The sequence below is a fragment of the Rhodococcus sp. H-CA8f genome (genome assembly GCF_002501585.1).
GTDB classification, from domain to species: Bacteria; Actinomycetota; Actinomycetes; order Mycobacteriales; family Mycobacteriaceae; genus Rhodococcus_F; species Rhodococcus_F erythropolis.
Genome location: NZ_CP023720.1, coordinates 4,829,586 through 4,852,074 on the forward strand (window position 1 = coordinate 4,829,586; position 22,489 = coordinate 4,852,074).

14 protein-coding genes are annotated in these 22,489 nt (G+C 63.3%); 8 read left to right on the forward strand and 6 right to left on the reverse strand.

Annotation, left to right across the window (positions count from 1 at the left end; genetic code table 11):
- Positions 1 to 10: 10 nt before the first annotated feature.
- The 4 genes from CPI83_RS22470 to CPI83_RS22485 all read left to right on the forward strand — a co-directional run bounded on the left by CPI83_RS22470 (position 11) and on the right by CPI83_RS22485 (position 6,790).
- Complete coding sequence (locus CPI83_RS22470) at positions 11 to 2,446, forward strand: LuxR C-terminal-related transcriptional regulator (protein ID WP_097387729.1); 2,436 nt, start codon at positions 11 to 13, stop codon at positions 2,444 to 2,446.
- A gap of 111 nt (positions 2,447 to 2,557) precedes the next feature.
- Positions 2,558 to 3,805, forward strand: a complete 1,248-nt coding sequence (locus CPI83_RS22475) for a hypothetical protein (RefSeq protein WP_097387730.1) — start codon at positions 2,558 to 2,560, stop codon at positions 3,803 to 3,805.
- Positions 3,806 to 3,914: 109 nt separating this feature from the next.
- A complete protein-coding gene (locus CPI83_RS22480; protein ID WP_020906592.1) occupies positions 3,915 to 5,255 on the forward strand; it encodes a S1 family peptidase in 1,341 nt (446 codons plus the stop codon).
- A gap of 224 nt (positions 5,256 to 5,479) precedes the next feature.
- On the forward strand, positions 5,480 to 6,790 hold the full coding sequence (locus CPI83_RS22485; protein WP_054187117.1) for a S1 family peptidase: 1,311 nt from the start codon (positions 5,480 to 5,482) through the stop codon (positions 6,788 to 6,790).
- Positions 6,791 to 6,869: 79 nt separating this feature from the next.
- Here the strand turns inward: CPI83_RS22485 and CPI83_RS22490 are convergent, their stop codons facing one another.
- Complete coding sequence (locus tag CPI83_RS22490) at positions 6,870 to 7,520, reverse strand: hypothetical protein (RefSeq protein ID WP_097387731.1); 651 nt, start codon at positions 7,518 to 7,520, stop codon at positions 6,870 to 6,872.
- Between the two features lie 359 nt (positions 7,521 to 7,879).
- Between CPI83_RS22490 and CPI83_RS22495 the strand changes: the two genes are divergently transcribed.
- Positions 7,880 to 11,077, forward strand: a complete 3,198-nt coding sequence (locus CPI83_RS22495) for a (Fe-S)-binding protein (protein WP_097387732.1) — start codon at positions 7,880 to 7,882, stop codon at positions 11,075 to 11,077.
- A gap of 177 nt (positions 11,078 to 11,254) precedes the next feature.
- Here CPI83_RS22495 and CPI83_RS22500 read toward each other — a convergent pair whose 3' ends face one another.
- Entirely contained in the window at positions 11,255 to 11,710 is a 456-nt protein-coding gene (locus tag CPI83_RS22500) for a hypothetical protein (RefSeq protein ID WP_029254716.1), read from the reverse strand.
- 60 nt (positions 11,711 to 11,770) lie between these two features.
- Positions 11,771 to 13,048 (reverse strand): DUF6745 domain-containing protein, encoded by a 1,278-nt coding sequence (locus tag CPI83_RS22505; RefSeq protein WP_097387733.1) that lies wholly within the window; start codon positions 13,046 to 13,048, stop codon positions 11,771 to 11,773.
- 245 nt (positions 13,049 to 13,293) lie between these two features.
- Here CPI83_RS22505 and CPI83_RS22510 point away from each other — a divergent pair, with 245 nt between their 5' ends.
- Positions 13,294 to 14,226 carry a hypothetical protein gene (locus CPI83_RS22510; protein WP_097387734.1) on the forward strand — a complete coding sequence of 311 codons (933 nt, stop codon included), beginning with the start codon at positions 13,294 to 13,296 and terminating at the stop codon, positions 14,224 to 14,226.
- Here CPI83_RS22510 and CPI83_RS22515 read toward each other — a convergent pair.
- A complete protein-coding gene (locus CPI83_RS22515) occupies positions 14,216 to 16,156 on the reverse strand; it encodes a prolyl oligopeptidase family serine peptidase (RefSeq protein ID WP_097387735.1) in 1,941 nt (646 codons plus the stop codon). The two genes, CPI83_RS22510 and CPI83_RS22515, sit on opposite strands and share 11 nt — an antisense overlap.
- Positions 16,157 to 16,232: 76 nt before the next feature.
- Here CPI83_RS22515 and CPI83_RS22520 point away from each other — a divergent pair, with 76 nt between their 5' ends.
- Positions 16,233 to 17,486: a pyridoxal phosphate-dependent aminotransferase gene (locus tag CPI83_RS22520; RefSeq protein ID WP_019747413.1), complete on the forward strand. Its 1,254-nt coding sequence runs from the start codon at positions 16,233 to 16,235 to the stop codon at positions 17,484 to 17,486.
- Between the two features lie 488 nt (positions 17,487 to 17,974).
- Complete coding sequence (locus CPI83_RS22525; protein ID WP_019747414.1) at positions 17,975 to 19,237, forward strand: YibE/F family protein; 1,263 nt, start codon at positions 17,975 to 17,977, stop codon at positions 19,235 to 19,237.
- Between the two features lie 9 nt (positions 19,238 to 19,246).
- On the opposite strand, the gene CPI83_RS22530 is transcribed toward CPI83_RS22525, so the two are convergent.
- Both CPI83_RS22530 and CPI83_RS22535 read right to left on the reverse strand, forming a co-directional pair.
- On the reverse strand, positions 19,247 to 20,923 hold the full coding sequence (locus CPI83_RS22530; protein WP_232816783.1) for an Hsp70 family protein: 1,677 nt from the start codon (positions 20,921 to 20,923) through the stop codon (positions 19,247 to 19,249).
- 149 nt (positions 20,924 to 21,072) lie between these two features.
- The gene (locus CPI83_RS22535; RefSeq protein WP_029254713.1) at positions 21,073 to 22,392 is read right to left on the reverse strand and encodes a UDP-glucose/GDP-mannose dehydrogenase family protein; all 1,320 of its coding nucleotides are present in this window, start codon (positions 22,390 to 22,392) and stop codon (positions 21,073 to 21,075) included.
- Positions 22,393 to 22,489 lie beyond the last annotated feature (97 nt).

The following is a 22,489-nucleotide window of genomic DNA, read 5'->3' on the forward strand; positions in this document are numbered from 1 at the left end:
CGGGCTTTCGATGAACCGTGACAGCGGCACCGAATCATCTTACATTGCAGGACTTTTGCGCGGCATCGACCTGACTGCATCGCCACTGCGCCTGTTCGTCACCGGGACCGATGCCAGCGCTCGGCCCCAAGTGACGAGGGCGGTGCGCAAGAGGATCGAATCTGGTGACAGACCCGTGGTCACCGTCGTCACGCATGACGCCCCGGCCGATGCGATTGTGGTGATCGCGGACGCGCAGGCTCTGACCTCCGACGAAATCCGTGCTCTGAACGAGCTGGTTCAACGTGACGACCTCGGAGTTGTCATCGCCTCCGATCGGATCGATCCTCCACTCGCACCGATCTACTCGAACATCTCGAGTTTCGGTACCGTCCTACATCTGAACCCGTTGAACCGGTCAGATATTCGGAAGATCGCCGCGGAGCGAAGAGTTCCGCTCGACGATCGTGCCGTGCTGACGCTCGAGCATCTGGCCGGTGGTTCCTTCGGGGCCATCGAAGCGTATTTCGCCGCCGCCTCGGCGGGCCGCCCGGAAATGGCGACAGCCGTACGCACACACATCCTCCATCAGGTCACCGCTCTGCATCCGATCGAGCGTGAGATCCTCGAGGTTTCATTCGCCGTCCCGGACATCGACGCTTTCGAGCTCGATCTGGGGCAGGAGAAGTTCAGTCTCACAGCGGCATTCGACCGAGCACTGGCCACCGGACTGTTCGGTTCGCGATCACCTCTCGTCGCGAGCGTTGTGGCAGAGTCGACCAGCACAGGACGTATCCGCAGCGAGCTGATCAGAATCGTCGAATCACGAGCGAACGCGAGAACCCTCGATATCGATACAGCACGAAGACTTTTCGACTCCGGCATCCGCCACCGCGATCTCACGGCTGTACTACGAGACGCAGTCGACGCGAGCACGCCGACGGTCGCGGCAGATCTTTTTCGTCGTGTGAATTCGATCGAGCCTCTCGGCGTGGCGGACACGCTGCTGTACGCCCAGGTTTCGGCTCGGAGTGGTGACCTCGACACTGCCTGCCGCCTGGCCGATTCCGTCATCGCCGAACCCGATCTCGACAACGCGAGACTGGCTGCGGCGGTGCGAATCCGCGCAGCTTCGTCCGCAGCATGCGGCCAACTCCGCGCCGCCGCAGATCTCTACACCTGGCTCGGGCCAGGGCGCACCGAAACCGAATCCCCCTTCGCCGCAATCACCTTCCTCGGCATCGGCAACGTCGATGACGCGAACGCGGCGCTCGCCGGGCATACTGGATCACCGTCGAGCTCCACGGTCGGCGCTGCCACACTGGCCAATGGACTGATGCAATCGGTCACGGGGAGTGCACCGAGTGCGCTCAACACGATGTCGCGCGCACTTTCGCTCCCCGGCGGCTCCGGCACATCTGAATTCCAGCCTGATTCCGCCCCGGCGCTGGTAGCTCTTGCACTCCTGCACAACGGCGCCCATGAACGGGCCGCCGCTGTCGTCGCGGCCGCGATCGCCGCCGACGACGCAAGCAGTCACACGTGGGCGCGACTTCACCTTCTCGACGCGTGGATCGCGATGACCCGTGGGCACGACACTGCTGTCGAAGATCTACCGGAGGAGGTAGTCCGCGGCCCCCTCCGTGAGCGTGACGCACTGTTTCTGCATGCCATGATCGTGGGTCTCGCTCGACGCTCCGGCGATCTCGCCCAGCTGCGGCGAGCCTGGTCGGGCGCAGCCGGCACCCTCTCGTCCTGCAGCGTGGATCTCTTCAATTTGCTTCCCATCGGCGAACTGTGGCTTGCGGCAGTACGACTCGACGAGGCCGAGCAGGTCGAGCATCTGGTCGACGACGCACGCACGCTCCTCCGAGCACTCGGCGAGCCTCCACTGTGGTCTTCGCCGCTGCATTGGTACGGTGTCCAGGCGTCGATCCTCTCGCAGTCACCGGCCGATCTCCTTCCACACGCCCATACACTCGCGGAATCAGCCAAAACCCACACTTACGCAGCCGGTTTGGCGACCGCCGGACGCCAATGGCTCCTACTCATGCAGGGCAGCGTCGACGCAGACGACGTGGAAGCTGCAGCGCGAACACTCAACCGCATCGGGCTGCCCTGGGACGCGGCCCGCTTGGCGGGCGAAGCAGCATTGCGCACACCGGACACCAAATCGGCCACAGCATTGCTCCACGTTGCGCGCTCGCTACGCACAACGTCGACGGCCGAGACGAATGCAACCGATTCGACCGACAGCGCGGCACCACCGTCGGTACTGACCGAGCGCGAACAAGAAGTTGCCGAACTCGTCGTCGTCGGCCTGACCTATCGGGAAATCGGCGAACGCCTCTACATCTCCGCTAAAACCGTCGAGCACCATGTCGCACGCATCAAGCGGCGCGTCGGGGCGCAGTCTCGTTCGGAACTGCTCACCATCCTTCGCAGCATGACACCGCCGAACAAATAGTTAGCTGCATATTGTCCGGAGGGTTGCGTATATCCGTTTAAGTGATAGTTTTCACAGGAATCAGGACATGCATGCCGAGCAAAGTTCGGTAACTGTGAAACGGGGATCGCTATGAAGTGGGGAGTCGAACTCGCCGTCGGCAATAAACGAAGCATTGCTGCGATCGCGAAACCCGACTCGGAACCAGTGATCCTCGAACGCGAATCGGTGCTGCACCACGCTCCTGACGGCACCGTGCAGCTAGGTGAAACCGCGTTGGGGTCAACCGGCTTGCGCGGGTTCCTCGACAGGGTCGGAACTGACGACACCGACAACTTCTCGGAGCACATGACGCGAGGAGAGGAACTCGTAGCGACAGCAATGTATTGCCTGGTCAAGGAGGTCCGAACACTCACTGATCAGAACCTGAACATCTCTGCGGTGATCCCGGCAGGTTGGTCGAGCGATTCCGTCGACGCACTGCGCGGCGCACTCGACAGCATGGATCTCGACGGCGTCGAACTGATTCCGGAAGAGAAAGCCTCCGCGGCCTGGCTCGCGGATCCGGATGCCGACGACAGTGCAGCCCGCGGAGCCGCAGCGTTGGCCGCGCCTTACTCGATCACCTCTACCTGTTCCGAACCCGAGCCAACCGATCTTGCCGAGCCAGAGGACACCCTCGAGGAGTTTCCGCCGTTCGTCCTGATCGAACCGGAGCCGGAATCCGGCGTGGAAGTACCGGGCACGAAAGCACCGAGCGTCGACGGTTGGCTGAATCGTCAGTGGCGGTCGGAGCGCCGACCGATCATCGCCGCAGCCGCCGCCGCAGTCTTTCTGACGGTGTCGGGGTGCGCGGCCGCGGTCATCATCGGACACACTCCGACCATTTCAGCGCCCGGGATTCTCGACGCACAATCTCCCCTGCCCACCGGCACCACGCCCGCCACTGCGGCGAGTCAGCCCGGCACGGTTTCGCACTCAGCGACCTCGCTCCCGTCGGAAGTACCCGCTCTCGGCGCGCAGCCGACGGCGCAGTCGTGGTCATCCGACGCGGAATCGACCTCATCCGAATCCCAGCCCATCCCGGCGAGTCCGGGCACCGGTACCGAGAAATCCACTACGGCGAACGTCCCCGCGCAACAGGGAACGCCGATCACCATCCAGCTCGACCCCCTTCGGATCGAGAACCTGCCGCCGGTCGTCGGACCGCTGAATCCGGTCGATCCGGCTACCCCGGACACTCCCGCCGTGACCGACCCCACTGATACACAGACAACGCCGACGCAGCCCTCCAACCCGACCGACACAACCGATCCGGTGGTGCCGAATCCCGACATGCCCGTCATGCCATTGGCCCCGAGACCCGGAATGCCAAGTTAGACAGAAAGATTGAACAGCCAGAGAGGAGGCGCATATTCCTCGTCGAAACTTTTCCCCTATGGTGGGTGCGGTACCTACCGGCTCGGTGCCGGGGACTTGAAGGGATTTCATGCGTAACTCGTTGGCGATCCGCACCGCTGTGGTCGGCGCCTCGGCACTACTGCTCGCAGCTCCATTCACCACGACGGCATCGGCAGAGCCCGCCTCCGACACGCATGTCGAACAGCTCGAAGCCGACCAGCTTCCGGCTGAGCTGGTCGAGGCGATCACACGCGATCTGAAGATCTCCCCACAGGAGTATCTCGACCGCGCTGCCAAAGCTCAGGAACTCGGCGCGTACGCCCAGGAATTCAAGTCCGAGCGCCCCGGCGACTACGCCGGATCGTGGATGGGACTCGACGGTCAACCCGTCGTAGCCGTCACCACCACCGAAGCTGCTCGAATCGCGGCCGACGACGGATACCGCACCCACGTCGCCCCCGTCTCCGCCGACACCCTCGAGAAGACGCTGGCCGACGTCAACGGATGGATCGCCGGGCTGCCCAAGGAAATATCACGCGCAGTCAATTCGGCGACTATCGACGTCTTGAACAATCAGGTCGTCATCGACGTTGCGAACAGCCCCGTCGGGCAGGCACTCAATCTTCCGACCCTGCTCGAGAACACCAAGATCGTTCTCAGCCCGGACGGTGGCGGATCGGTTGATCCCGGAGCGCTCGGCGGCGACACCTACATCACGTCGACGGGACCCATTCGCGAGACGCCGACCGAGAACATCTCGGTCTGCTCGTTCGGGTTCAACGCCGTCGACGATCAGAACAATGCACTCAATATCAGTGCCGGACACTGCAATCCGGCCGAGGGCTCGAAGTCGCCGGTCTACCTGCCGAATCACGCGAACGTCGACGACAGTCAGTTGATCGGCGCCTTCTCACAGTCTTCCGTCGGCAACAACGCCGGTGATCTCGATTACTCGGTCATCAAGTTCGACCAGTCGGGCATCGACGCGGGCCTCGACCGCGCTGCCGTCCGCGGTGCCAACGGGACCACCCTCGCGATCACCGGAACAGCACGTCCCGTGATCGGCGCTCCCATCTGCAAGTCGGGTCAGACGTCGTCCTTCACCTGTGGCGTCGTGGCAGCCGATCGCGTCGAAACACAACTGGTCATGGCTGACGGCGATTCACGAACCGTCCGCGGGTTCGCTGGTACCGCGTGCACCCTCGCCGGGGACAGTGGCGGCGCCATCGTCTCCGGAACCCTGGCGCTGGGCATCACCAGCGGTTCCAACAGCAGCGGCGCACCCAGTTGCAACGAAGCGAACCTGGTACTCGCGACCTCCGGTGGAACCTCGAATCTGGGTATCCCGGTCGGAGACATCCTCGACGCTGCAGATCGTGCATCCGGTGGCGGTATCGGTTCCGGAATCCGCGTTCGCACTGCGGGTTGACCAACGCCTGATTCACAGCACTGTGCCCGCCGATCTGTTCTGATCGGCGGGCACAGTGCTGTTGTCGGTCGGGGTCAGCGCTGTTTGCTCATGTAACGGGCGGGAATAGCGCGTTCGAACCCATATAGTCATGGTCGACTGTGATCGGCTCACCACAAGTCCGTGAGCCGTATCCGTGTGCTCCCAGGGGGGTGGTACGCGGTCAACGAAGTGGAAAGGCCCACATGCGAAGCTCCATCGCACGTCGCGCCGCAGTGTTCGGTTCGGCCGCGCTGCTGCTCCTCGGACCGATTACCGCGGTCGCGAACGCAGAACCGAATGAATCCGGGGTATCCGATCAGGCAGCCCATCTGCCCGTCGAACTCGCCGAAGCCCTACAGCACGACTTGGCGCTGACGCCCGACCAGTTCGTCTCGCGTTCCGAACTCGCGCAGAAGCTCGCGGAGTTCGCCGCCATCGCGCGCGTCCAGTTTCCCGACTCTTTTGCCGGAGTGTGGCTCGACGACCTCGGCAAGGGCATCGTCGCTCTCGCTGACGGTCGCGACAAGGATGCTGCCCGCGAGGCCGCCGAGAAGGCCGGTTTCGAGGTCAAGGACGTCGCGCAGAGCGAGCAGGCTCTGCAAGGTCAACTCTCGGCACTCAACACCTGGCTCGATTCGCAGCCTGCCGAGGTCGCAGACCTCGTGCGTGGCATCGCCGTCGACGTCGTCGGCAACGGAGTCGCCCTCACGGCCGATCCTGCCGCCGGCATCGAATTGCCTGAATTCCTGAAGCGGACCGTCGTCCATACCGCTGCTCCGCTACTGGTTCCCCCGATCGTCGCGGACCTCATCCCCGCAACCGGATCCGCAACCGGCGACGCTGCACTGGGCGGAGACGCCTTCGGCGCAACCTCCGGTAACACTGGACTGCGTTGTTCATTCGGCTTCAACGGCACCGACGGTTCAGGACGCACAGTCAACATCAGCGCCGGTCACTGCGATCCCAACCGTGCCGCTGCCGGCACCTCGAACTCCAGCCAGGTCTTCCCAATGGTGAACAACCAGACCGGGCCCCGCGTCGGGTACTTCGCCAAGAGCAGCTTCGACGGGCGCGACTACTCGATCATCAACATCGACGACAACGCGAAGTACCGCTTCGAGAACAACAGCGTGCGGGTCCCGTTCAACCGCTCGGTCAACATCACCGGTACCGCCGATCCTGTCGTGGGCGCCCCGGTCTGCAAGGCAGGATCGACCACAGGCTTCAGCTGCGGCGTCGTCACCGGCGTCAACCGCGTCGCAAAGGTTTTGGATCACACCCTCGACAACGGCTTCACCACCAACATCTGCGTCCTGCAGGGTGACAGCGGTGGCCCGATCGTCTCCGGAACGTTGGCAGTGGGCATCACGAGTGCGTCCAACGTCGCCACCTCTCCCCTGTGCGAGATCGCTCAGGCAGAGACACTGTTCGGGCAAGAAGCCCCGACCCAGTACGCGACGCCGATCAACGACATCCTCGCCGCCAACCCAGGCCTGAAGGTTCGCGACTACTGATCACACGCATTACTCGAGACAGCAAAACGGGCGCCACACCTTCTGAAGGTGTGGCGCCCGTTTCGGCGTTCGTGACGTTCTACTGGAAGAGAGTTGTTCCAGCCGGAGCGTTCAGAACCTTGATCAGGTCCAAGCCCGCGACGACGGCAGTTCCGCCGCCGGCGAGGATGGTACCGGCGACTCCACCGATACCGGCCCCTGTGACCATGCCGGGCAGGCAGCCGACGACCAGGCCGGGCAGACCCACGATGCAACCGATGACTGCACCGACGATCGTGCCGGTGAGGCTACCGATCTGCGTGGCAAGCCCGAGCTGTGACTGGAACTTCTCGATTGCCTTCTGATCCTCGTCAGGCGAAGCAACCGGGGTGAACTCGGCAGCGACCGGCTTCGGCTTGGAGCTGGCCGGGTCCAGATTCGGCTTGAGGGTGAGGGTCTTGCCGTCCTCACTGACGGTCTCGTCGAACGGGAACTGAACGTCCCCGAGGTTGAACGCGAGCGGCAGGCTCACGAGAGTTGCGCCCTGGCTGTTCTGCAAGTCGACGTGTGTGCCGTCACCCGATACCCGGAATGCCCCGGCATCGATGGTGGTGACAACAGCCTGGTCGACGACCTCGGCGGTGTACGAAACGTCGGGTGACGTCTCCGGAGCTGCGTAAGAAGTACCTGCAGCGATGCCCGTAGCGGCAATGGTCATCGCTGCGATGGCCGCAGCTTTACGAATGAACATTTTTGATCCTCCCCGGGAGCGAGCGGGCGCAAGTCGATGACTCACACCACCCGTTTCCCCTGTGCGTGACGGGCGTAACGATAACAGCCGGTCGGTTGTCCTCACCTGCCCGGAAACCGAGTTAGGGCTGCCTGACAGAAAGGAGCCCGACGGCCACCGCCTAACGTGACGACCAGACATGTCTGCGTTTGACCAAGCCCGTCCGACGCAGAAGATTGATCTCTCCAGGCCACGAGCGGTTACCAGTCGGTATCTACAGGCTGGTAATGCTAGTTACTGGCGGGTAACATAACGCAGGTTAGTATCAGTGGGCTGTCCCGAGGTGGCCGACGCGTCGCCCTGAAACGAAAGGCCGCGACATGAATGCCCTGACGATTACGTTGGGCACGATTGGTGCTCTGCTGAGCTTGGTGTGTTGGTACATCTTCCTCTCAGGCGCGCTGAGGATGTTCAACACCGTGCGCATCGGCCAGTCGGCACCCGATCGATGGCGCCCGTTCTTCCCTCGCTTCAAGCAGATGATCATCGAGTTCATCGCGCACACGCGCATGAACAAGTTCCGCAGCGTCGGCTGGGCCCACTGGCTCGTCATGGTCGGCTTCCTCGGCGGATTCCTGCTCTGGTTCGAGGCTTACGGCCAGACGTTCAACCCCGAGTTCCACTGGCCCATCTTCGGTAACACGTGGGCGTGGCACCTGTGGGACGAGATCCTGGGCCTCGGCACCGTCATCGGTATCACCACGCTGATTGTGATCCGTCAGCTCAACCACCCGCGCCTGCCTGCGCGCCTGTCCCGGTTCGGCGGCTCCAACTTCAAGGCCGCCTACGTCATCGAGGGCATCGTCCTGCTCGAGGGCCTGGGCATGATCATGGTCAAGGCCGGCAAGATCGCGACCTACGGTCACGCCAACCCGTGGACCGACTTCTTCACCATGCAGGTCGCCAAACTGCTTCCCGCCAGCCCCGTCATGATCTCGGTGTTCGCGTTCGTCAAGCTGATGACCGGCATGATCTGGCTCGCGATCGTGGGCCGCAACATCACCTGGGGCGTCGCCTGGCACCGCTTCTCCGCGTTCTTCAACATCTACTTCAAGCGTGAAGACGACGGCACCGTCGCGCTCGGCGCGGCAAAGCCCATGATGTCCAAGGGCAAAGTCCTGACGATGGAGAACGTCGACCCCGACACCGACACTCTCGGCGCCGGAAACATCGAAGACTTCTCCTGGAAGGGCTGGCTCGACTTCACCACCTGCACCGAGTGCGGGCGTTGCCAGTCCCAGTGCCCTGCTTGGAACACCGGAAAGCCGCTCTCCCCCAAGCTGCTCATCATGTCGCTGCGTGACCACGGCTACGCCAAGGCCCCGTACCTGCTCGCTGGTGGACGCAAGGACATGGGCGGCGACGAGATCGGACTCGTCGACAGCGAAGGCAACGTCAAGGAAGCCGCACTCGCAGCCATCCCCGAGGCCGCACGCCTCGAGGCCGACCGCAAGCTCGTCGGTGAAACCGTCGAAGGTGAGATGGCCCCGGTCATCGACGCCGAAACCTTGTGGAGCTGCACCAACTGCGGCGCCTGCGTCGAACAGTGCCCCGTCGACATCGAACACGTCGACCACATCATCGACATGCGTCGCTACCAGGTCCTGATCGAATCGGAGTTCCCCTCCGAGCTCGCCGGCCTGTTCAAGAACCTCGAGAACAAGGGCAACCCCTGGGGCCAGAACTCCAAGGACCGTCTCAACTGGATCAACGAGATGGACTTCGAGATCCCCGTCTTCGGCAAGGACGCCGACAGCTTCGAGGACTACGAGTACCTCTTCTGGGTCGGCTGCGCCGGCGCCTACGAAGACCGTGCCAAGAAGACCACCAAGGCCGTCGCCGAACTCCTCGCCACCGCGGGAGTGAAGTTCATGGTCCTCGGCGCCGACGAAACCTGCACCGGCGACTCCGCACGTCGTGCCGGCAACGAGTTCTTGTTCCAGCAGCTCGCAATGCAGAACATCGAGATGCTCAACTCGGTCTTCGACGGTATCGAGCAGAAGAAGCGCAAGATCGTCGTCACCTGTGCGCACTGCTTCAACGCCCTCGGCAACGAGTACCCGGAGGTGGGCGGCGACTACGAGGTCGTGCACCACACTCAGCTGCTCAACCGTCTGGTGCGCCAGAAGAAGCTGATCCCGGTTGCGTCCGTGAGCGAAGACGTCACCTACCACGACCCGTGCTTCCTCGGACGCCACAACAAGGTTTACGACGCTCCCCGTGAACTCATGGAAGCCTCAGGCTCCAAGCTGGTCGAAATGCCGCGTCACGGCGAACGTTCCATGTGCTGTGGTGCCGGTGGTGCTCGCATGTGGATGGAAGAGAACATCGGTAAGCGCATCAACGTCGACCGCGTCGACGAAGCGCTCTCCACCAACCCCAAGAAGATCGCCACGGGTTGCCCGTTCTGCCGCGTCATGCTCACCGACGGCGTCACTGCCCGCCAGGAGCAAGGCCAGGGCGAAGGCGTCGAGGTCGTCGACGTCGCGCAGTTGATGCTGAACTCCGTCACCCGCCTCGATCCCGCCCAGCTCGGCGAGAACATCAAGGTGATCCCGCGTGAGAAGGCCCCGGTCGCTGCTGAGGCAAAGGCTGAGACCGTCGAGCAGGATCGGGTCGCCGAAGTCGAGGAAGCCGCCGCGACTCCGGAAGCCAAGGCTGCACCGGCAGGCAAGGGTCTGGCCATGAAGGGCCTCGCCAAAGCACCAGGCGCAAAAGCTCCCGTCGCCAAGGCACCAGGCAAGGGCCTCGGAATGGCCGGCGGGGCAAAGGCTCCCGGCGCCAAGAAGGCGGCTCCCGCCGCAAACGCGGAAGCTCCCGCCGCCGAAGCTGCTGCACCGGCCACACCTGTGGCAAAGCCCAAGGGCCTCGGTCTTGCGGGCGGAGCCAAGGCTCCCGGCGGCAAGGGACTGCAGATGAAGGGCGCCGCCAAGGCACCCGGAGCAAAGGCCGCTGCCGCACCGGCAGCGGAAGCACCGGCAGCTGAGGCTGCTGCACCCGAAGCTGCTGCACCCGTCGCCAAGCCGAAGGGTCTGGGCCTGGCGTCCGGCGCCAAGGCTCCCGGCGGCAAGGGACTGCAGATGAAGGGCGGGGCCAAGGCTCCTGGCGCGAAGGCTGCACCTGCTGCTGAAGCACCTGCCGCTGCTCCGGCTGCACCCGCAGAGGCTCCGGCCGCCGAGGCGGAAGCCCCGAAGGCTCCACCGGTCGCCAAGGCCGGCGGACTCGGATTCAAGTCGGGCGCAAAGGCTCCCGGCGCTCGAAAGGCTGCTCCTGCTGCAGCCCCGGCGCCAGCTGCGGCACCGGCTCCCGAGGCCGAACCTGTGAAGGCAGAACCCGCCGCCGAACCTGTGAAGGCAGAACCCGCCGCCGAACCTGTGAAGGCAGAACCCGCCGCCGAAGCACCTGCTGAAGCGTCCGCACCCGCGGAAGCTCCGGCTCCTGCTGCCGCGCCGCCCGCCCCCAAGGCAGGTGGGCTCGGATTCAAGGCCGGCGCAAAGGCTCCCGGCCGCAAGAAGTAACCGCTAAACACGCGAATGCCCTCACCGTCATGGTGAGGGCATTCGTGTTTGTGTGGGGAGCCAATCCCGACCGAGCACCCTTTCCCTCGACTCAACACACCTTGCTCTACGCGGAAAGCGGTGCTCGCCGTGGACAAGTGGTGCTCACTCCCCCGCTGCCAAATCGAGGTCACCCTGTCAATCTGCGACAAGCATCACCGCACCGCGCGCACGCCCGACGCCCCTTTCCTGCTGCCGTCCGATGACGTATCGCCCCGGAGCGATTCCGGTCGCGCCGTGCTCCGGATGGATCAGGTACGCGGTCACTCGGGTGTCGAGCATGCCGAGCGCAAGGCCCCGAGCATCTTTCACCGGCGTCGACCACGTGCACTCCCCTTCGTCTGCAACCAGACTGTGGGGGTTACCGCCCGCCGCGCTTCGCAGCAGCTCCACTCCCGAGAGCGGCACTCTCACAGAGCGTGTCCACGGCAGAGGCGCCACGATATTTGCGAGCAGCGAAAACGGGATCACGATGAGATCGCCCTGCGCCTGAAGTCCGTCGATCACAGGAATGGACACTTCCTGGTCCAGGTAGTCGAAGACATCGAGGCCGGTGAGGGTGGTGAGAGCGGACAAGGTCATGTTCGAGTTCATAAGTATCACCAAGGGTTTGAGGATTGAGGGTTTGAGGATTGGGGCTTAAGGGGTCGAGATTCAGGTTCGACGAACGAGACGGGAGTAATCGGCGCCGGTGATGCCGTAAGTCCAACCGGCGGCATCCAACGCGGAGGTAAACCATCCGGGTACGTGAAGGCCGTATCGACGCCGATGCCCGTCGCGTTCGAAAGAACCGTTGACCGCGAGGAGAATGCGTCCACTTCGGCCCCAGCCCTCCGGGGACGCGTAGAGCTGCAGCAGGCAACCGGCATTACCGGGATCGTCGGCTTGGTCGACCAGTGTCAGGCCGGCCAGCTCGATGTAGGAATCCCACCCGATCCGCTCGATTGCACATCGACGGATCTCTACATTGCGCTCGTGTGCGATGCGTTCGGCGGTCGGGTCGAGCACTACCCAGTCGGGAACGATCGCTCCGTGCAGAACGAACGCCTTTGTTCCGTCTGCGAATTCGAGTGCCGGGGAATCAGAGTGGTGGAGTCGGCGTTCTCCCCGCGCACTGCCCGGTATCCGCTCCGAGTGCAAGACCCTGGGTCGTTCCGCCATGATGCACACGTCGTCGAACGCCCACCACCACCCGGTCGAGTCAGCCAGTGCGGTCTGCACATCGAGAAGTTCACGGTCTTCCGAGCGGAAGGTCGCAAGACCGTATCGATGGCATGTGTCGTAGTACGCGATTCGATGGGCGTCCTGCTGCCCGTACCAGGTCACTCCACCCGCCACCGGGGTCGACATCGTTCGTATCGCAGCTGCGACGCCGTCGAACAGTGTGGTGTGCAACGATTCCCAGATTGCGGATCTGATGATCCGCGCTGGATTGACGCGGCGCTGAGTCGAACCCCGCTGAGTCGACCCCCGCTGATCCGACCCCTCGGACACGCTGGCACCAACGCCCCCGGTCGCGCGACGTTCCATCTTCCAGCGTTCTATCTGCCAGTCAATGCTCCGACGTTCGATACGCGCGTTCATACGTCGGCGCGACGCCGAAAACATGCTCGCGATGTGCCCGCAAGCGCAGTCGAGTCCAGTGCCGTCGAAGGACATCTTGTTCGACAGACCTTCGGCGGCGATCAGATCCGATCCAGCAGAGGGCGACTGAACCCAGACGAACTCCGGTTTCGGGAGCCCGGATCGTCGGTATAGTTGCGCGACAGCAGATTCTGCCGTGGATCGATCGGCCGGACGTGTACACAGACCGCGTTCGAGCCATACGTCGCGGACTGTTTCCAAGGCCTGATTGTCTTCATCGAAGATATCGATGTTCTCGGTCGATGTCGCTCGACGTGACGTCGACGAGCGAAACGGTGCGGCGCTCACGCGACGGTGGCGGTGTCCGCCTTTCCTGTAGTCATAGTTCAACAGCCTGGCACGCAAACGCTCCGGACGCAAGGGTTGCCTAGAGTGCGACACCGAGAACCTGCCACCGCTTCCCCACACCCAACACCCTCTCCAGCGACGCGAAACCGGTTCGAACTGTGGACAAGTGGTGTTCACTCACGGCTATCCACAGCCCCGGGTTCACGGCTTCCTTTCCAGCGCCGGGCGCAGCAAGATCGATCGGTATGGGGGAACAAATACGCATCATCCGTCGGCCAGAGCAACTGTCGACAGGTCGTACCGATTCCGAGATCCGGCAGGCCTGCGCGAGTGGAAACTGGTCCAGAATCCATCGCGGTGCCTACGTACCCAGCGACCACCTGTCCCGCCTCGACGCCTACGGGCTACATCGATTGCGCGTCGAGGCTGTGGCCGGTACCGCTTCGGCACATGCAGCGGTCAGCCACATCTCGGCAGCGGTGGTGCACGGCTTCGAACTCTGGAACACTCCGCTCGAAGTTGTGCACCTCTCTCGGGACCGACGAGGCGGTGGCCGTAAATCCGCTCGACGACACGTGCACTCGGTATCGTTCACCGACGACGAGGTCACCCACGTCGACGGCCTGCGCGTCACGACTCCGGCACGAACTGTTGCGGATCTCGCGAGGACGCTCCCTTTCGAACCGGCTCTCGTGGTGGGCAATTCAGCGTTGCACCGTTCAGCGTTGACCAAAGATGCAGTTGCGGCCTCGCTTGCACTCAGCCCGAACCATCCGCGCCATCGACATGCGCTCCACGCGCTCACCGCGATGGACTCGCGCATCGAAAGCGTCGGTGAATCACGGAGCCTCGCATTGTTCCTGCAGGAGCACTTACCACTCCCCGAACCCCAGGTCGAAATCCACGACGCTCGAGGGTTGGCCGGCCGCGTCGACTTCCTGTGGCGTGAGCAGCGCACCATCGGAGAGTTCGACGGCCGCATCAAATACGGCCGACTGGTGCCCGCCGGTCGCAGCGCCGAGGACGTGCTCTGGAACGAGAAGCTCCGCGAAGACCGACTCCGTGACGCGGGGTGGAAGGTCGCGAGGTGGACGTGGGCCGACCTGTCGACCCCGTCACTGGTGGCAGGTCGGATCCTCGCGGCCTTTGCGCGCAGCCGCGGGGCCGTCAGCTACTGATCGCAGGCTTCCACAGCTCGAGCGTCGCAATGCCGGGTGGGGTGAATCCGAGCACCTGCCCGTAGAAGGACAGCTCGGCGTTGCGTGAGCTGATGATGGTCGACTGCTTGCGGAATCCGTGAGATTCACCCTCGTAGGCCAGGTAGGCATGCGGAATACCCTTGGTCACCAGAGCATCCCGGAATCGCTCCGCCTGCGAAGGTGGCACGATCGGATCGTCGAGACCCTGGAGCAGCAACACCGGGCAGTTCAACCCGTCGACGTTGTTGAGCGGAGCACGTTCCGCGTACAGGTCGGCAGATTCCGGCAGCGGGCCGATCAAACCGTCGACATAGCGCGATTCGAAATCGTGAGTTTCCTGCACGAACAGGTCCAGTTCGGCCACGCCGAAATAGGAAGCACCACAAGCGAACACGTCGGACGTCGTCAGTGCGGCCAGAACGGTCCATCCACCGGCAGATCCGCCTTCGATGGCAAGGCGGGCCGGATCGGCAAGCCCTTGCTCAGCCAACCCGGTGACGGCGGTGACGACGTCCTGCACGTCGACGACACCCCACTGTCCGCGCAGCCGGTTGCGGTACTCACGTCCGTAGCCGGTCGACCCGCCGTAATTCACATCGACGACGCCGATTCCGCGGCTGGTGAAGAAGGCGTAGACGAGGTTGAGGGCCGGGGCGACGTGCGCCGTCGGCCCACCGTGAACAAACGCAACGTATGGCGGCAGTTCGCCGTCGAGTCCTTTGTATCGCGGACTGCGCGGCGGATACGCAACGGCGTGAACTTCTCGCCCGTGTCCGTGAGCCACGACAGCTCGCGCTTCCGGAAGGTATGCAGACTCGGGTAATTCTTCGACCGACGAACGGATTTCGGTGAGTTCGCCGGTACCGAGGTCGAACTCGCGTAACGCGCCCGCCAGTTTCGCGCCTCCCGAGGTGAGCAGCAACCGATCGCCGCGAACCTGCATGAGGCCGATGCTGGTGACACCTGGAATCGCGATGTCGCGCAGTTCCCCCGACGCCGGATCGAGTACCGCCAGCGTGTCGGTTCCCACCGTGCGTGCGGTGAGAAGGTGCCCGTTGTCGAGTTCGACGAACCAGCGCGCACCGAAGCGCCACTGTGGGCCACCGAAATCAGCATCCACCGGGCAGATCGGGGTGATCTTGCCGCCGACGCGATAGATGTTCCACCAGCCGCTGCGATCACTGATTGCGTAGAGTTCGTCGTCGGTGATCCACTCCGGTTGCAGGACGGACTCTTCAAGTCCGCCGATCAGCACGGAGCAGTTCTCAGCGACGCCGTCGACGAGTGGAGCTACCCGCAGTTCGGTACCGTCCCAGGGCATTTGCGGATGGTTCCACGCGATCCAGGCTATTTTGGTTCCACTCGGCGAAAGCCTCGGTGACGAGAGGAAGTCCGAGCCGCCGACGATCGAGCGAACCTTGCCGGAACCGTCCAGCGGAATCGCGCAGATATCGCGAGTGATCGCCCCGCCCTCCGCGTGCGCTTCCCGAACCGCCCACACCTCACCGTTCACGATCTGCAGGTCTGCGTATCGCAACGCGGCCGGCGACGCGGGTTCAGGCGTCAGAGCCCGCGGAGTGACTCCTTCGAGGATGTACACCCGTTGATCGGAGAATTCACTGAAGACCAGTTTTCCGGACTCGGTGACGGTCCAGGCGCCACCGCCGTACTCGTGAACCCTGGTCCGCGCGTTCCACGGCGCAGGGAGGATGTCGACGGGTTGGTTGTCGAGACCGGATCGACGGATCGATGTCCGACCACCCTCGGTCGGACGAAGTTCAGCCCACCAGATCTCGTCACCGACGTATCGTCCACCCTCGACAGGGTGGCCACCTGCAGCCAGATCCGCTGCTCCGATCGGAGAAGTCCACGATCCGTACGGGGCTGCAATCTGCTCGCTGGGGGTCATCGCTCGACAATAGCCAACTGGTCGCGCGACACGGTCCCCGACAATGCACTTGCACAGTGGTGGAATCATGTAACTCGTGAGCACACCAGAACCCGTCCGCCATCGTCAGCCGCAGCGCGAGCTGGAGCAGTCGTCGAAGCTCCAGAACGTCCTGTACGAAATCCGTGGGCCGGTGCACGCGCATGCCGCCCGGTTGGAGGCGGAAGGACACCGGATCCTCAAGCTCAACATCGGCAACCCGGCACCGTTCGGATTCGATGCTCCCGATGTGATCATGCGCGACATGATCGCCGCCCTGCCCTATGCGCAGGGCTATTCGGAGTCGAAGGGCATTCTGTCGGCGCGGCGCGCAATCGTGACGCGTTACGAGCTGGTTCCCGGCTTCCCCGAGCTCGACGTCGACAACATCTACCTCGGTAACGGTGTTTCCGAGCTGATCACGATGACCATGCAGGCCCTCCTCAACAACGGGGACGAGGTTCTGATCCCAGCGCCGGACTACCCGCTGTGGACTGCGATGACGAGCTTGTCCGGAGGCACGCCCGTCCATTATCTCTGCGACGAGGCCAACGACTGGAATCCCGATATCGCCGATATCGAATCCAAGATCACCGACAAGACCAAGGCTCTCCTCGTCATCAACCCGAACAACCCCACGGGTGCGGTGTACTCCATGGAGGTTCTGCAGCAGTTGGTCGATCTGGCACGCAAGCATCAGCTTCTGCTGCTCGCCGACGAGATCTACGACAAGATCCTCTACGACGACGCAAAGCACATCTCGCTGGCAACACTTGCCCCGGACCTGCTGTGCCTGACGTTCAACGGCCTCTCGAAGGCCTACCGCGTCGCCGGCTACCGCTCCGGCTGGGTGGCGATCACGGGCCCGAAGGATCACGCCGCCGGCTTCCTCGAGGGACTCGACCTCTTGGCGTCGACCCGACTGTGCCCCAACGTCCCCGGACAGCACGCCATTCAGGTCGCCCTCGGCGGACACCAGAGCATCGAAGACCTGATCCTGCCCGGCGGCCGCCTGCTCGAGCAGCGCGACGTCGCGTGGGAGCGATTGAACATGATTCCGGGTGTTTCGTGTGTGAAACCCCGCGGTGCGCTCTACGCGTTCCCTCGTCTGGATCCGAACGTCTACGAGATCCACGACGACGAGAAGTTGGTTCAGGACCTGCTTCTCCAGGAGAAGATCCTGATGGTTCAAGGCACCGGGTTCAACTGGCCGAACCACGATCACCTTCGGATCGTCACCCTTCCGTGGGCCCGGGATCTCGCCGTGGCCATCGAGCGATTCGGCAACTTCCTCACCAGTTACAAGCAGTGATTTCGGCCCGTCGAATCGGGCAAAATCAGGTAAACAATTCGTTGTACAAATACCCCGTAAACGTAAAAGTGCGGGGTATTTGTGAGACCTTCGTCACAACATTCGCATACCAGGCGGTTTGATTGACACTTTAACTATTTAGTGACCTGCCCTGATGCGAAAACGGTCCAACCGGTACGTGATTCGTCGTGAAATTGGTAGTTGGACAACGCGCCAAACCCGATTGAAATTGGGTACATTGGTTATCAGCACTTCGGTGCCGCGAGCACCTGGTATCCCTCCCCCCCCTGTGGATACCAGGTTGGTGGCGGGGACAACCCCCCCTGTTCCCCGCCACCCAGCTCGACCAATCCCGGTCTCACCTCTTTCCCGGAAATCACCTGTGCCGACGCTGTCGGCGATCGACACTATCCGCAGAAGCTGACCATTCGCATCTGAGCCGATAACATTGCACCGGTGCAAATCCCCAGTCCGACACTCAGTTTCCGATGAGTCACGGCCACGGCCACGGTGGCCCCATCCAGATCGGCCCCACCGCATCACGCGTCGTCATCGGCTTGCTCGTCGTCATCGGCATGGTTGTCGTCGCGGCAGCTATCGCGCTGTGGCCGGACAAGAACACCATTCCCGTCCCGCTCCCCTTTCAGAATGCCGACGGCAGTTCGGTGGAGACCGAGGCGGGCACCGTCACGATGCAGGATCTCGGCGACTGCGGAAGTTCCTCCGCCGGAAGGGTATTCGTCGGTGCACCGCAACCGCCACCCACCTCCGCCTATCAGTGCCAGCGCAGTATCGTCGATATCGAGTCCGGGCCGAATGCCGGAACGAAGACACTCCTCGAGATCATCCCGGGTGCCGGACAACCGGATCTACGGGTCGGTGACCACATTCGCCTGGTGCGTCAGACCGACCCGAACGGAAACACGCAGTACTCCTTCGAAGACTATTCGCGTGGACTCCCGCTGGCGTTGATCGTCATCGCGTTCGCCGTCGTCATCATCGCCGTTGCGCGGTGGCGCGGATTGCGGGCTCTTGTCGGTCTGGTGATCGCCTTCGGCGTCGTCGTCGGGTTTCTTCTGCCCGCATTGCTCGACGGTAAGCCTGCGATACCGGTTGCACTGGTCGCCGGCGCGGTGATCTTGTACGCGGTTCTCTATCTGGCGCACGGTGTCTCACTCAAGACCAGTTCGGCTTTGCTCGGCACCCTTGCCGCGATGGTGCTCGCTGCCGTTCTCTCCTACCTCTGTATCGAACTGACGCACCTCACGGGATTGTCCGAAGAGCAGAACACCAATGTGCAGACATACATCGAGCACATCGACATCACGGGCCTGCTGCTGGCGGGCTTCATCATCGGATCGCTCGGTGTTCTCAACGACGTCACCATCACCCAGGCATCTTCGGCATTCGAGTTGGCCGAACTCGACAAGCACGCACCCCGCCGAAAGGTGTTCAGCGGGGCGATGCGGGTCGGACGCGATCACATCGCCAGCACGGTCTACACCTTGGTTCTCGCGTACGCCGGCGGGGCGTTGCCGCTGCTTCTGCTTTTCAGCGTCAGCGGGCGCCCTCTTCAGGACGTCCTGGTCGGTGACGCTGTAGCGATCGAAATCGTACGGTCCGCGGTCGGCGGGATTGCTCTGGCTCTATCTGTTCCGCTCACTACTGCTATCGCTGTGATTCTGGCTCGACCACCCGGTAGTGCGGTCAAGGCCGGCCCCACGTCAGGTGGCCGACACTCCAAACGCTGAAAACGAGCCTCAGAGTCCGGGAATCGGTGGGAGAACCGGTAACAGAATCGGCGGAAGCCCCGGGATGTAGATCGCGGGCGGTGGCGGCGCGGGAGCGGGCGCGGGCGGCACGTAAGTGTCCTGCACGACTGGCGGAGCCTCGACGACCGGAGGGGCTTCCTCCGTCGTCGTCGGGGGCGGGGTCGTTGTGGTCGTAGGCGGCGGGGTAGTCGTGGTCGTCGGCGGCGGCGTAGTCACCTCGGTTGCCACGGGTCCGGCATCCTCGGAATCGAAGACCTTTCCTCCGTAGCCCAATCCCAACCCCACGATCACGATCGCCGCGATCACACCGGCGCCGAGGCCAGCGAACCGTAGCGGGTTTCTCGGCTCTTTGGATGTCGATTCGACGGGTTGTGTCCCGGCGAGCCAGGACGGGTGTGCGGTTCCTGCCCCGGGTGCCTCGCCTTCGTACATCGCCGAGTACGCCTGGGCGTCAACCATCACAGCCTCGGTGTCGGCGTCATGTTCTGTGCCGAATCCGTCCGTGGCCTGGTCACTGTCGGCGACCGCGAGATCTGCGGCCGGATCGAATCGTTGCTCGTGTCGGTTCGGTCGCGGCTGAGGCAGTTCCGCCGCGTAAGGGCTCGGCACCTGTTCCTGCGGAACGGACTTCGTGCCGGAAGCGGCTTCGGACAAGGCATTCGGCCGCTCCGATTGCGCGAGCGTTGCGACCCCTCCGTGGCTGAACGCCTGAACCGGAACGGGTACCTCCGCCGGGGTGTGGATCGGATACGGCGCAAAGATCGGCGCTACAGCCGGAACCTGAACCGGGGCAGATACCGCGCGCGCCGATGGCGTCATCGACGACTCCGCGATCAGCGCAGCGCCTTGCGCAGTCACGAGTTCCGGCTGCTCGGGCGCGATGAGGGGGCACTCCAGCCACGCGGCGAGGGTCGCCCGCACGATCGGAATGCGTGCACCGCCACCGATCAGGAGAATCGCGTCGGGGTTACGGCCGGACGTTGCGATGACCTCTCGTATCTCGCGTGCGAAGGCCTCCACCGACGTGACGACCAACGAATCGAAAACTTCCCGCGACAGCAGGAGAAGCCCGCCGGGCCCGGGCAGGCACACCGCACTTCGTGAGGACAGCTGTTCCTTCGCGAGTCGGCATCGCGCCTGCAGTTCTGCATCGCCACCCGGGTCGGCCGGCGTAGCTATACGGCGACGCACGGTCTGATCCGAGTAGACGAGCTCGTCGAAGTGATCTCCGCTGACCCGCGTCGACCGGGCGGTGACGACGGTAGACCGCATCTGCCTGTCCACAATGCTGATCGTCGATCCAGAACTACCGATGTCGACGACGACGAGTGTGCTCTGGTCGGTCAGCGCACCGGACTCCTCGAGCATTCGAAGCGTCGCGACTACTTCGGGAACCAGCTCGAAGTTGTCGATGCCTTTCTGTTCGAACGCTGTTTGGAGTGCTCCGGCCTGCGCTTGATCCCGGTAGGCGACGACCGTATTGCTGCCGAGATCGGCATTCTCGGTCAAGGCCACGCCGGTTGCCTCCGCTGCGACTTCCTCCGGAATCTCACGACCGCGATCGACCGCTCTGGATCGGAACACCGGACCACTGTGGTCGGGCGTCCCCGGGCGCGCCAAACGCACAGCGCTGGCTCCCACCGTCACACCCAAAACCAAGTTCATGATCCACCTTCGTCGACCGGCGACGGGTTCCGTCAGCAGACCCCGTCATTCCCCGGCCGGAAGTCTACCCACTGGGCATGGTCTGCGAGGTTCGCGCATCTCACCTAAGGCCTTCTCACAGCTATTTTTTCGCAACCTGGACGGTCGACCTACCGCCCCAATCCGCGGTAGTTCCAACCGGCGCCGCGCCACAGGTCCGGATCGAGGCAATTTCTGGCGTCAACGATCACCCGCCGCCGAACGAGTGGTTCCAAATCGCCGGGCACGAGTGAGGCGAACTCGTCCCATTCCGTGGCGATCAAGACCACATCAGCATTTCTGCAAGCTTCTGACGTGGAGGTTGCATAGTGAAGGGTGGGAAACAGTCGGCGAGAATTGTCCATGGCCTTCGGATCGAAAACGGTGACCGCTGCCCCGTGCAACTGCATCATTCCGGCAACGTTGAGCGCAGGCGAATCGCGCACATCGTCGGATTCGGGCTTGAACGCGGCCCCCAGAACCGAGACGTTAGCTCCCAGCAAACTGCCTTCGCAGGCTGCCGTCACCAGCTCCACAGCTTTTGTGCGTCGTCGCATGTTGATGCTGTCTACCTCGCGGAGGAAGTACAGAGCCTGGTCGACACCCAATTCCCCGGCGCGTGCCATGAACGCCCGAATGTCCTTCGGCAGGCACCCACCGCCGAACCCCAAGCCCGCATTGAGGAACCGTCTACCGATCCGAGCGTCGTACCCGAGAGCGTCGGCCAACATCGTGACGTCGGCGCCGGTCGCCTCGCACACCTCCGCAATCGCATTGATGAAGGACACCTTGGTCGCGAGAAACGCGTTCGCAGATCCCTTGACCAACTCGGACGTCGCCAGATCGGTCACGAGGAACGGCACCCCCGCGCCCAGTATCTCGGCATACACCTCGCGAAGAACGCCTTCGGCGTTTCCCGGCCGGTCACGATCGATCCCCAGAACCAACCGGTCAGGGCTCAAGGTATCCGCGATCGCGTGTCCTTCACGCAGGAACTCCGGATTCCAGGCCACCTCTACCGAGCCACCCGCCGGCGCAGTCGCTCGGAGTCGCTCGCCGAGAGCCGCTGCCGTGCCTACCGGCACCGTCGACTTCCCGACTATCAGCGAAGGCTTTCGCAACAACGGCGCCAACATGTCGATCACCGAATGAACATGACTGAGATCTGCGGCGTACTCCCCCTTCTTCTGGGGCGTCCCCACACCGACAAAATGGATGTCGGCAAAATCCGCGGCATCGGCGTAGGAAGTCGTGAACTGCAGCCGACCCGACGCCAGATTCTTCTCGAGCATGTCGGTCAGACCCGGCTCGAAGAACGGGACCTCCCCACGAGACAACTTGTCGACCTTGGACTGGTCGATGTCGACTCCCAGCACGTCGTGACCAAGTTCGGCCATACACACTGCGTGGGTCGCCCCCAGGTATCCCGTTCCGAACACGGTCATCTTCATGTGTTGTTGGTATGCGTCCGAACTTTCCGAAACGCGTACGCCAGGTGGGCGCGAAACCAACATCGGGCGTACGACGAGTGCGTCGCGCGTGCAACCT